We start from the raw sequence: 12,937 nt of genomic DNA, 5'->3' as shown, positions 1-12,937 counted from the left end.
GGGCTAACACATTTAAATTTCATTAATGCTTCGTTTAATTGAAATATTACACCAAACCTGAACATATCTTGCAAAGTGAACTATGTGTTCAATTTTTACACTAATAACCTGAGTATAACTATATATAAAGGGCATAAAAAAACCCGGGAGAATTCCCGGGTTTTCAAGTATTGAATTAATTTATTGTTTTATTACAATTTGGGTTCCCAACCTTTGGCGTATTCCCTGCTCCAAAGTTTCATGGCGTCATCGTCAAGCATCTTCCCTGTTACTGGGTCAATGTTAAAACCTTTATTGATACGATAGGCAACATTGCCATAATGAACCATAGCCATACTTACTGCTGCATCATCAATCGGGGCCTGTAATTTTTCTTTGCCACGAATTGTATTAAAGAAATTCTCAACATGAACGGTTGACATACCTCCGCCACCACCTAAACCAATACTACCTTCCTTGTATTTTGCTTCTACTGTTTTTACCAATTTTCCATCTCTATCATGAAGTTTGTACAATCCACGGTCTACGAACACGGTACCTTCGCTACCATAAATAATGGTTCCTCGCCCGCCACCATAGGTATTGTAACCATTTCTGCTCTTTCCATCCCATTTTATGGTTTTATTTCCATCAAACTTATATGTTGCATCCATGGCATCGTACATTTCCCAACCATCGTCAACAAAAGCTGTTTTGGCAGCATTAACCTGCACATGGTTTGGAAAATCGACCTGAAGTGCCCAACGTGCTACATCAAGTTCGTGTGTGCCATTATTTCCGAGCTCGGCAGTACCGTAATCCCAGCCATACCAATGCCAGTTGTAGTTCCATGTTTCTGATGTATAGTCGCGACGAACAGCGGGTCCCTGAAACAAGTCCCAATCCAAACCTTCAGGCACCAGAGCAGCTTGTTGGTGAGGCACTTCGCCACGTCTATTGGAAAAAAAAGCAACAGCCCGGTATGGAGTACCTATTATGCCGTTATGTATTTCCTTAATAATTTCGATGGTGTGTTCAGCAGAACGTTGCTGGTTCCCCATTTGCACAACCTTACCGTATTTTTTCTGTGCTGCCACAAGAAGTTCGTTCTCGGCCATGTTATGGCTGCATGGTTTTTCAACATACACATGTTTCCCTTCTTTCAAGGCCATTATCGATCCCGGTGCATGCCAATGATCCGGAGTTAGATTAAACAATGCATCCACTTTAGGATCCTCGATTACTTTACGAATATCGTTTTCCAGCTTAGGTTTGTAATCCATACGATCTGCCACGACTTTTCCGGCTTTAACCCTCTGACTTTCTTTTACGTCGCAAAGATACAGCAGTTCAACATTATTCCGCTGTAAAGCAATAGGCGTATATATTGCGTTTACCCGTCGTCCCAAACCAGCAATAGCAGCAAAAATACGGTCGTTTGCACCTACAATTTTACTATAACTTTTTGCCGATAAATGGCTACCCCCCATTAGAATTCCGGCTGTTCCTACAGTGGTATTTCTGATAAATTTACGTCTATTGGTTCCCATTATTTTAACTCCTTGATTTTAATATTTTTGAAAAACACTTTATTCCCGTGATCCTGTAGCAGGATATTTCCTGTTTTTGCTTCACCAAAATTTGGCCAGTCTTTGTATTTGCTTGAAGCCACCAAGTCTTTCCATTGTTGTCCGCTACGGTTATATTTTACTACTAAAATATTATTCAGATAATGCTCTACATCGGCTCCGTTTACTACTACGCGTGCACGATTCCAACCAGCCCAATTCACTCGTTTAGCAGTAAACTCATCCGGATTAAATGTAAGCGCATTTGCTGTAATTAAATCGTAAAGCGATGCAAGAGTGCGATTTCCATTGGTTCCCATTTTAGCATCAGGGTGATTTCTATCGTCAAGAATCTGAAATTCACAACCAATTGAAGAACCTTTGCCTTTGTTTAACTCGGTATCCACAAAATATTTAATTCCGCTGTTGGCACCTTCGGTAATTTTGAAGTCCACTTCCAATTCGAAATTTTCAAATTTTTTATTGGTAACAATATCACCACCGTTTTCCGATTCTTCTCCACCGGCATCGGCTACCACCAGTTCTCCGTCTTCAATCGACCATCCCTCTGACGGGAATTCGGTAAGTTTGGCACCTCTCCATCCTTCAGTGGTTTTGCCGTCCCAAAGCAATTTCCAACCTTCCGCAATTTCACGCTCTGTAAGTTGATTCTTGAGATAACTGTATTGAAGAATTGGTTCTTCAATCTTCATTTTGTTTTGCTCTAAATTAGTATTGCAAATTTTGATATTACGGAATTTCACCTGACGTCCGTTAAGTTCTTCTTTACAAGCATGCACCTGCAAACCAATAAAACCAGAGGCATCCATATTGTCTACGACGTCGGCAGTTTGAATACCATTTACCCACACTCTCAAATTGTTACCAATGGCTTCAATACGAAACTGATTCCATTGGTTTAACTTGAATGCATCTTTGGCTTCGGGGATGCGTTCCAGGTTATAGATCCATCCTCGACGGGCTTCATCATAGATTCCTCCGGTCCATTTTCTGGCTGATGGATCCATTTCCATTTGGTAACCGTGCACTCGCCCATCTTTATAATCCGGACGACTTTGTGCTCTAAACATTACTCCCGAGTTTGTTTCTTCTCCCAGGAATCCCTCGAATGTCAGGATAAAATCGGAGTAGTTTTCTTTAGTACACAGAAAGGTATTGGGAGTACCCGACATATAGGTTCCAACAATAACTCCATCCTCAACGGTAAAAGGAGCAGTACCGTTTTTAACTTCCCAGCCGTCAAGGTTTTTTCCGTTGAACAAGTCAACAAAATCGCTTTTTTCGCTGCACGAAACAGCCAAAAGGCTTATCAATAAGCCAATAAAAATTCTTCTCATTTCAATTATTTTAATTATTAATTTATGCTGAGTTTCTTTTTGACAACATCCATTGTCCCACAAAAACATTCACTACCACTCACGATATATTGTGTATCTAATACTCCTGAAAGTAGAATAATCATTTCTTAGTGTGTTTTCGTCATTATCAGTCTCATGCCAATGTTTTGTTTTTCTGATATTACAGGACATTATTTAGAACATTGTACTTTCTAATTCTGATCTATTAAAAAAATGTCTCGTTGATTTCAACCACATCAAATAGCTTAATCGACTGTTAAGTTACTTCCCCACCAATCAGCATTCGGTTGCCAGTCTTTTTTTAACATATTCCTACGCAGTGTTTCTTGCTGCTTAAGCATTTTTTCTTTCTTCTGCATTATAGCTGTTGCTTCTTTTTCTGCATCATACGTTGAATCTTGTTGAGGATATTGAGCATCAACTTCTTCTAACCATGCGAATAATTGATGTGCCATTTCAGTTGTAATGGAAGGTTGCTGTTTAGCAAGATTATGGTCCTCGTGAATATCGACCGATAGATTATAAAGTTCATTGCGACCGTCTTCCCAGAAATGGATCAATTTCCAGTCTCCACTTCGCATAATAGATACAGGTCTTCCTCCCTGGTTTCCATAATGAGGATAATGCCAATACAACGGACGTTCATCCATTGCCATACCCTTTAATAGTGGCAATAAACTTTTCCCATCGAGGTGATTTTCCGGTTGTAAAGGCAAACCTGCAAGATCTAGCAAGGTTGGATAAAAATCGCTACCTGCCACCGGTGTATTATTGCTTTGCCCGCCGTTTTTTAACCAGGGTACATGAATAATATAGGGCACACGAATACCGCCTTCCCATTGGTAACCTTTGCCCCCTTTCAAAGGAAGGCAATTAGTAGAATAGTTGTCACCGGAAGTAACTCCTCCATTATCAGAAGTGAATATTACGATGGTGTTTTTATCGAGTCCGTTTTCTTTAAGCGCATTTAGAACAATACCTACAGCATCATCCATTGTCTCAATAAGACCAGCATAGACAGGATTGTCTTGGTACATTCTCATGGGTAACAAATCCCCTTCTTCAAATCCGCTGTCTGCTATCCCTTGACTCTCAGCTTTATTTCGATACTTTGACCATTTTTCCTGCGAAGTTTGAATTGGACCATGAACTGCATAAAATGAAAGGTAGGCAAGGAAAGGTTTATCTTTTGAAGACTCGATAAACTTAACGGTTTCTTTTGCCAGACGCATGGATAGGTTTTCACCCGGCTCCTTATTGCTTAAATTGGGATTTTGCCAGGGGGAAAAGTAACCACCGTGAGGACTTCCACTATGGTAGCCACCCTTATTTATATCAAAACCGTAATTCTCAGGGTAAAACCCGGCATCGCCCAAATGCCATTTGCCAGCGAAGAAAGTTGTATAACCTCCTTCTTTTAGCGCCATTGGTAGTGTCACTACATTGGTATCCATGTGGTGTTTATATTCGGCAGGCAGTACTTTGGTAAAGCGCTGTCTTTTTTGCCACTCTTCACCTTCCGGTGCACCAATCCAATCGGTAATTCCATGTCGTGCCGTAAACTGTCCGGTCATAATGGTTGCACGTGAAGGACTGCACACCTGACATCCCGCATAACCATCGGTGAATACCATTCCGGCATCGGCAATGCAATCAATGTTGGGAGTCTCGTAATAGTCACTCCCCATACAACTTAAATCACTGTAACCCAAATCATCAGCAAGAATGAATAATATATTTGGTTTAGATTTATCCTCAACTTGTTTTGTTGTTTTCTGATTATTACAGCCCGCACTAAAAAGTACAAAAAACATGATTAAGGGTAGATATGGCGCTTTAACACTTTTCATATTATGGTTTTATTTTTGTTGATTTATGAACTTATTAATTTTTGTATTCGGGATTAAATTGCGTTGGAATAGGAGCATTCGTTTCCTTCCACCAGTTTTTTAGAAGATTTAGTAATTCCTCTTTTTTTTCAGGGTTTTCTATAGCAAGGTTGCTTCTTTCACCAATATCTTCAGATAAATTGTATAATTCTACACCATCATCCTCAAAATAGTAATGCAGTTTCCATTCTCCGTATCTCACCACTGATCCCGGGCGGGTTCGGAATAGCGGATCGCGGGTTTCGTTATCAGATTTATTATATGCCTGCAAGTATATGGGGAAATGCCAATAAAGTGGGCGCTCTAATTTATCGGTATTTCCTTCTAAAACTGAAGACAGATTGTTGCCATCCAGTTTTAAATCGGCACTATTGATGCCTGAATAATTTAAAATGGTTGGAAATATGTCCATATTAGTTATGGGAACATCGCTTTTTGTATTTGCTTTAATCCTGTTCTTGTAAACAAAGAAAAACGGCTCACGAATTCCACCTTCATAATAGCTACCTTTACCAGCCCGCAACGGTTTTTGTTTGGTTACACCGTATAATCCTCCATTGTCAGAAGTAAATACAATTAAAGTATTATCGAGCATTTGTTTTTCCTCCAATTTCGCAATCAGTAACCCAATATTTCTATCCAAATTGTCCACCATAGAGGCATATTCAGCATTTCCCTGCCCCTGCCACGAAGCCTTTTTCTCATATTTGGGTACAATGCTATCTACGGGCATAATGGGAACATGCACAGCGTAAGGCGAATAATACAGGAAAAAAGATTGCTGAACAGTATCCACAAACTCTATGGCTCTGTCCATAATTGCATCGGTTAAGTATTTATTGGAACTTCCTTCAAGATTTACATTTTTATAAGGCGGATAATAGCTACGCGGCATACCGGCATGACTACCACCAATATTTATGTCAAAGCCGTATTCTGTCGGGTTATGACTTAAATGCCATTTTCCAGCGTGGCAGGTGGTATATCCGTAGCTCTTTAAAACCTTAGGAATGATTTGATGTTCTTCGGCCAATATCTCAGTGTTTACTGTTGGTATCAGTTTTCTATCTTTTGACGCACCTCTTTCTGATGAATTAACTGTATAAATCCCATGTCGAGGTGTCCATTTTCCGGTCATAAGGCAGGCTCTGCTTGGTGCACAATTGGACGCTGCTGCATAGCCATTTGTAAAAACCATTCCATTTGCAGACAAGGCATCAATGTTAGGTGTTTCATAGTATTTACTCCCCATAAATCCGACATCTTTCCAGCCCATATCGTCGATATTGATAAGTACTATGTTGGGTTTTACCTTGTCTTTTGCTTTTGCGCCACAAGAACTGAGTGCCATTAGCAAACAAGCTGATATTATTGTTCGTATTTTCATATCCCTATTCTTTTTCATATTCAAAAGGAAACACTTCTGACGGAGTGCGTTCATTCTTCATAATATCATAAATCCTTTTAACTATTTCTGGATTTTCATCGGCCACATTGTTTTCTTCTCCCGGTTCTGTAGCCAAATTGTACAGTTTAATTAGCGCTTCGGGATTGTTGGTCATATCTAAACGGTGATCTGTCCAATCGCTCAATCGCTACAGGCCCTAACAGGCCTGAACTTTGCAGAGGTGAATCAGACTTAACATCATCAGTCTCCAACCATGTATATTTTTCGTTCTCTGGTCTGGATTTATCTCTTATTAATTGGTTTCGCCAAAGGTTAACTACTTCAATTTCCAGTCGATTTTCTCCGGTTTTGATGGCTTCTGTAATATTTAATCGGTAGGGTGACATCCATACACCTCCAACGTTTTGGCCATTCAGTTTTACCTTTGCCATTACAGATAGATTGCCCAGGTTGATATATAACTCTTGATTTTGAGGCACCTCTTCCATATTAAAGTTTTTGGTATATACCGCCGTGCCAGAAAAGTATTTGATTTGTTCATCATTTGATGTTGACCAATCTGACAGTTTATCAAAAACAACAGCTTCTATGGGGCCAATTTCTTTATTGAGAAAATTTACTGTGTATTTCCCTTCCAATGTCATCACTTTTCTAAAATCAGGGAAGTTAGCAGTTTGAGTCGCCTCCTTTTTATCCTCTTTGGAAAATACCACAAACCAACTTTGGGCTGCTTCTAAAACCAAAGGTACTTTAATCCCGGCAGCTGTAATTTCATACTCAGGTAAAGGGCGAATTTCGCCACTAACCGCATCCCACAGTTGTGGTGTAAGTTTTTTATTGGTTCGAAAGATGGGAGACAACTGAAGTTTATCGTCACTTTGGTTAGAGACGAAATAAATATCCATATCAGGAGCAGTGCGGTGTGTCCAAAGCACTGGGGCATCTTCTGGCACATCCACATCTTTAGCCAAAGCTAAATCGGCAAATACTTCTGACAACGCATAGCCATCCATAATTTTACCAGAACCATAGTCAACAGCCATTTTACCACCGGTATAATCGCCACTCCACATTTTATCGGCTAGTTCCTTAACCTGTTCATCGCAGGCCGGGTAGTTTTGTAAACTTGGAGACTTTTCAGGTTTAGGCCCTAAAACAACACCTCCTTGCTGAACCAATTGTTCAATTTTCTTCAACAACGCGGGGCGCATGGAATTAAACGGTGGTAAAACCATCACCTTATAAGACATGCCATCAGGCAACACAAAGCGGCCATCTTTTACAGATAATCTATCCATTATCACCTCAGCATTGATGTAATCGTATGAATAGCCTTGCGGGATTTCAGGTTGACGTACACCAGTCATCACAGGGGCATCCTCACCAATATAATAGCATACGTCGGCTACATATTTGCCTTGTTGCAACAGGTGCTGACAACGACGCAAATAATCGAAATACGTATCGGCCTGACTAAACCACGTATTATGACGATTAAACTCTGTGCCAAACCAAGCGTTCATACCCGGTTTGCGCTTGTCGTCGGGCTGCTGTATGTAAAGGTGCAATACAAAATGATTAATCCCTTCAGTTAAAGCCCAGTCGCCACGTTTTTTGAGCATAGCGGGGTGTCTGAGGTAGGTTCTGCGCGAAGAAGTAAAAGCCTCGGCAGATGTAATGGGCTTACCATAGGTGTGTGATGTAGATGAAGAGGCTTTACATTCAATGTTACCCAGCGTTCCTTCGTTCCAGAATTCGCCACCAATCAAATCGGACTGTCCGCCGTACATCATAAACTCACCCGGGAAACCCCAATGTCCGTAATTTTCGAGCCAGGTTTTAAGATTGTGCTTATTGCTAGCTTTACGTAAACCACCCACGTATTCGTAAGCAATATCGTCGGCAACTGCACGGCGCAAATCCCACATGAAACGCTCTGACAGTTCTACGCTACCCGCAATTCTACCCGAAAGAACGGGTAAGAATGGCACAGGGTCGTAGCCATATTTTTCTTTAAATTTAATGTCGTAGTCATCCGTCCAGTTTTGAGAACCTTGCTCATAACTATCGGCCACCACATATTTAAATGCCGACTTGCTTTCTTCGGGCACACGTTTCAGCAGTTCCCCTACAAAATTATCGAAGTGGTACTGTACCAATTCCGCATTCATTTTATCTATTTCGTAACCAACGCCCTGTGGCGCTGCTGGTGCATTTTTAGTACCCGTAGGCGTCATTCCCATACGCATAATGGTCCATTCGCCTGCGGGCGCATCCCAATTAAGTAGACCATTTTCAGCAAGTTTGTCGTCCAAATTAATTACCTCATCCGGGTTCACACAAAGGCTATTATCTGCAAGCGGTTCTTGTTGTCCAAAAATGTACGAATCCCATTGAATACCGGGGGTAGAGTTCATCTTGCCCAATTGCTTTTCAATGTACTTATCCAAAACAGGCGCTTCTGAAATATTAATTTCAGCGAAGCCATATCCTTCATTTTTAGTTCTGAAATCGGTGCATCTTAACTTAAATTGCTGTGCTGTAACATCCGGCAAATTGGTAGCAAAATCACCCGTCTCAATTGATGCCACATTTGGCGTGATGCGAAAACGATCAAAGTGAAATTCCTTTACGATGGTTTCTTTTCCATCTACCACAGCAATTAAAGTCATTTTACATTTAAAGGCCCTGCTTGGTATGATGGTAATAGAACGTGCCGTTATTGGTTCTGACAATTTAAAGTTAATTTCTAAAGTCTCTCCATTCTTTGGTTCAAAGCTGGTATCTGCTTCTTTGTCGCCGTCGGTCAAAACGCTTACATCAACATCGCTCCAATTGGCTTTTACTTTAGTCGGGATAAACTGCGTGCTCCGTTTTTCAATAGCCGACGTTTTAAATGCAAAAGTGTGGGTGTCTTGAAATTCATCTTTAGGTTTTTCGAGCTGCAGGTTTAGCATTTTCCCGCCTTCAACCTTCGTTTCGCTATAAGTAAGGTAGCGCATGGCTTTGGTATAATCAACCCAAGGACCTCCACTTTGGCTCCATCCCGGACAATTGAATACGCCAATATCCACTCCAATTCGCTTGCCTTCTACCACCGCGTGTACCATATGATTCCACCACTCTTCGCTAAGCATGGGCACTTTCCCATCCTTATGTGCCGGGTTAATATTCCCAATTAAAGCACCACCAATGCCCGCCTTTTTCATGGCTTCTAAATCTTTGGTAATCCCTTCTTTCGAGATATCATCATTTATCCAGTACCAATAACACCATATCGTGTTATCATCAGTTGGTTGAACGAAACCAGATTTAATGACTTCAAAGTTGTTTGTTCTATCGCACGCTGATAGAGCAAATAATAGAAGTGCAAATAGTAGTAGTTTTAGATTTGAAAAACTCATCGTATGTTTTAATAATTATTGATTTGCGATTATGGATACAGTCAAACTCCCATGAACTGATCCATTGTGCGGGTTTCATAAGTCTGATCTTAATTCTCCTCGTAATAACAAATCGGCATTAAGATCTTTGTCCCCTGAGTTCGTAAGCATCTATAAAGATTACAATTAATCAAATTGCAGGTTGCTTCTCATTAATTTACCGAAGCTTTCGGGTCCCCGTTTAGTCGACAAATAATTCATCAATGTACGGCCCGCTCTCTCCTGTCGTTTCCAGTTTTATTTCGTTTGCACCTGATCTGAAATTCACGATTGTATTGACAAATTTCCATTCCTTCTCCCAGCCCCCGGTTGGTTCAAATTCGAAGGTTCTAACGTACACGTCGTTCACATATAACTTCATGGGGTGTAACTGATCTGCGTTGTTGTGCATGTACCTGAAACGGATACTGAAATCGCCGGCTTCACCGTCGTTCTCTTTGAACCATTTTATGGTACCTTCTTTTCCATCAAACTTTACAAAACCAGAACCTTTATATCTGTATGCATCTTTGCTAACAGTAGCATCTCCTTCAAGAATGGCTTCCTCCGCCGCAATATTTACGCCACGCCCTTTCCATATATCGGCAGAGTGCTCGTCACCCCAAAACAGTCCTTCATTGGAACCAAAACGCTCAGTCATGGTAAGCAGAATATCATCATTGTGCATAACGGCTGCTTTAACAGTTGTGCCATCTTTCACTTTGAATGCTTTGCTGTATGGCTTGCCATTTTCAACAGGATCTGAACCATCTGTGGTGTATTTAATAGTAAGCTCCATTGCCATATTATTGCCAAATAATGAGATTTGATGTGCCTCAATCGTAATCAAATCTGAAATATAAAGTGCCTTATCGCCTAGAATAGAAGCAGTAATTAGTGATGCAGCAGAGGCCTTGTCCAGTACTTGCACAAACAAGCGGTTTTTACCAAAAAACATACTTCTGTAATCTGATTTTGTGCGACTTGTTGGATCTATTGGGTTTCCATTTTCCATGGATACTTTTTGGATATCACCCAGTAACCTGTAGTACACGCGATTCTCGCCATATGGGTAAAAATTTCCTTCATTATCCTTACTTTCCGAAGTAATTATGTAACTACCCGGGAAACCATCCTCAGCCGGCAAATGTGTAAGCTGTGTCTCCAGTTTTGAAGGCTGAGCGCTGGTACTAAAGCTTGTACGCTTTACTTCTTTACCATTTATGTAGGCAACAGCTTCAATAGTACCTCCTTCGTATGGCACCATCCAGTCACACTGCATTTCATCCCAAACAGTGCCGGGTTTATCAATACCCAATGATTTTCCGTTAAAAAAAAGTTCCACTTCATCGGCATTTGAATATACCCATACAGGTATCTCCGTTCCCTTTTCCATACGTGGATGCGTCCAATGCGGTAAAATATGTACCATTGGTGCTTCAGTCCATTGGCTTTGGTAAAAATAGAAGAGATCTTTTTTGAAACCGGCTACATCCAATGCACCTCCCATAAACAGGTTGAAAGGCAATCCACCATGCACCAAACCTGCTTCTCCGTAGTAATCAAATCCAGTCCAGCGAAAATGTCCGCTTAACCATGAATTGTCGCGCATTTGTTCCCAGTTTTTACGGGCAGAAATACGTACAGTGGCATTATCATACGATGAATTGAAACGTTGCTTTCTGTTCTTCCATTTTTTTGGATCCAAACCTTCATAGAAAAATATCTCCTTTTCGGTAAGATTTGGAAGCGGGTAAGTATTGGGTAGTTCGTTATCCCGCCACCAGGTTTGTGTGCGATAATACCCGCGTGTTTGCCATGTATGTGGTGCCTCTGTTGATATAAAAGGTTTATCAAAGCGCTTATTTTCAATGAAAGACTGGTTTTCAGATCCTCCGTTAACGCCAATTATGTCCATATCCTCACTATTAGCGGCGCCGGATGTGTATAAACGGGTAGAATCGATGCTTTTACCGAAGCGCACCAGTTCAGGTGCAATATCTCCGTGGGTTTCGTTACCTAAACTATAAACGAAAACACTAGGATGGTTACGATCTCTTGTGATCCATTCTTCAATATCGCGTTGCCACCACTCATCAAAGGCTTGTTTTCCATAGTCTTCCGCGGCTTTTTTGTGCCAGCCATCAAAAATTTCATCCATTACCAACAAGCCAATTTCATCACATATATCGTAAAACATAGGCGGTGCAGGGTTATGCGAAGGTCGGATGGCATTAATTCCCATGTCTTTAAGCGATTGCAGCTTCCACCGCAACAGGGGCTTAGTCCAGGCTCCACCAACGGGTCCACCTTCCCAGTGCTCGCAAACACCTTTAAGTTTCACATTCTCGCCATTTAGCCAGAAACCCGTTTCAGTTTCCCAGTCAATGGTTCGGAAGCCAAATATGGTTTTCACTTCATCCACCATCTTTGTCCCAACAAAAACCTGAGTTTGCAACGTGTAAAGGTTTGGTGTTTCAGGGCTCCAAAGCTTCGGATTTTCAATTTCCATTTTCAGGTTAAACGGCCCCGAAACACCGGAAAAGGTTTCTTCTGCTGTTGTAAGCGTTTTTCCATTGGCTGATAAAATGGTAGTTCTAAGGATTCCTTTCTTCCCCTCTTTTTCAACAGATGCCAAAGAAATTTCTGCATTGACCACGCCTTTATCTTTGCTAATCTCCGGTGTTGTCACAAAAATTCCATTCGGAGAGATATGTATCGGATCTACTTCGATCAAAGTGACAGGAGCATAAATTCCACAGGGATGATACCAACGTGCGGAAGGTTCAAGACTATTGTCAACCCGCACTGCTATGGTGTTTTCACCTTCATGCAGGTATTCTGAAATATCATAACGAAAACTAATGTAGCCGTAAGGTCGTTTCCCAAGGTAATTGCCATTTATCCAAACCTCGCTGTTCATATATACGCCATCAAAACTCAAATAGGTAATCTTCTGTAAACTTGGTTTATTTACATTAATGGTTTTACGATACCAGCCAATACCGCCATCATGATAGCCACCGCCTTGTCCCTGGTCTCCACCATCCCGCACCCCTTTCTGAAAGGCCCAATCGTGAGGGATATTGAGCACTGTCCAGTTGGTATCGTCTATTTCCTGACCAGAAAATGCTGAGTTATCTTCATCAAGAATAAACCTCCAATTGCTATTTAGAGTTGTTTCAGTACGTTGCGAAAAAGCACCAATAAAGCTTAGTAAAGCAATGACCAGTAGGGTTAGTAACTTTAGTCGATTTGTCATATTCTATTTTTTTAATCTTCAGATTTTTGA

7 protein-coding genes are annotated in these 12,937 nt (G+C 41.0%); all 7 read right to left on the bottom strand.

The window, feature by feature from the left end:
• Nucleotides 1-191: 191 nt before the first annotated feature.
• Nucleotides 192-1,529 carry a Gfo/Idh/MocA family protein gene (locus LH29_RS14405; protein ID WP_045030948.1) on the bottom strand — a complete coding sequence of 446 codons (1,338 nt, stop codon included), beginning with the start codon at nucleotides 1,527-1,529 and terminating at the stop codon, nucleotides 192-194.
• Nucleotides 1,529-2,905, bottom strand: coding sequence for a 3-keto-disaccharide hydrolase (locus LH29_RS14400; protein ID WP_045031119.1), 1,377 nt, complete (start codon nucleotides 2,903-2,905; stop codon nucleotides 1,529-1,531). The genes LH29_RS14405 and LH29_RS14400 overlap by 1 nt, the downstream gene beginning before the upstream one ends.
• Nucleotides 2,906-3,171: 266 nt before the next feature.
• Complete coding sequence (locus LH29_RS14395; RefSeq protein ID WP_045030946.1) at nucleotides 3,172-4,776, bottom strand: sulfatase; 1,605 nt, start codon at nucleotides 4,774-4,776, stop codon at nucleotides 3,172-3,174.
• Nucleotides 4,777-4,810: 34 nt separating this feature from the next.
• Nucleotides 4,811-6,202: a sulfatase gene (locus LH29_RS14390; RefSeq protein ID WP_045031117.1), complete on the bottom strand. Its 1,392-nt coding sequence runs from the start codon at nucleotides 6,200-6,202 to the stop codon at nucleotides 4,811-4,813.
• A gap of 4 nt (nucleotides 6,203-6,206) precedes the next feature.
• A complete protein-coding gene (locus tag LH29_RS25030) occupies nucleotides 6,207-6,338 on the bottom strand; it encodes a hypothetical protein (RefSeq protein WP_262485563.1) in 132 nt (43 codons plus the stop codon).
• A 10-nt stretch (nucleotides 6,339-6,348) separates the two neighbouring features.
• Nucleotides 6,349-9,627, bottom strand: coding sequence for a glycosyl hydrolase (locus tag LH29_RS14385; RefSeq protein ID WP_045030944.1), 3,279 nt, complete (start codon nucleotides 9,625-9,627; stop codon nucleotides 6,349-6,351).
• A gap of 220 nt (nucleotides 9,628-9,847) precedes the next feature.
• A complete protein-coding gene (locus LH29_RS14380) occupies nucleotides 9,848-12,907 on the bottom strand; it encodes a sugar-binding domain-containing protein (protein WP_045030942.1) in 3,060 nt (1,019 codons plus the stop codon).
• Nucleotides 12,908-12,937: the final 30 nt, after the last annotated feature.

It is taken from the genome of Draconibacterium sediminis (assembly GCF_000949475.1).
GTDB lineage: Bacteria > Bacteroidota > Bacteroidia > Bacteroidales > Prolixibacteraceae > Draconibacterium > Draconibacterium sediminis.
The sequence above is the reverse complement of the archived record's forward strand: the minus strand, read 5'-3'. Positions and strand labels throughout refer to the sequence as shown.

What these genes read in the sequence shown, in the direction of transcription:
- LH29_RS14405 (WP_045030948.1), bottom strand. Translation starts at nt 1,529, where the DNA reads ATGGGAACCAATAGACGTAAATTTATCAGAAATACCACTGTAGGAACA.
- LH29_RS14400 (WP_045031119.1), bottom strand. Translation starts at nt 2,905, where the DNA reads ATGAGAAGAATTTTTATTGGCTTATTGATAAGCCTTTTGGCTGTTTCG.
- LH29_RS14395 (WP_045030946.1), bottom strand. Translation starts at nt 4,776, where the DNA reads ATGAAAAGTGTTAAAGCGCCATATCTACCCTTAATCATGTTTTTTGTA.
- LH29_RS14390 (WP_045031117.1), bottom strand. Translation starts at nt 6,202, where the DNA reads ATGAAAATACGAACAATAATATCAGCTTGTTTGCTAATGGCACTCAGT.
- LH29_RS14385 (WP_045030944.1), bottom strand. Translation starts at nt 9,627, where the DNA reads ATGAGTTTTTCAAATCTAAAACTACTACTATTTGCACTTCTATTATTT.
- LH29_RS14380 (WP_045030942.1), bottom strand. Translation starts at nt 12,907, where the DNA reads ATGACAAATCGACTAAAGTTACTAACCCTACTGGTCATTGCTTTACTA.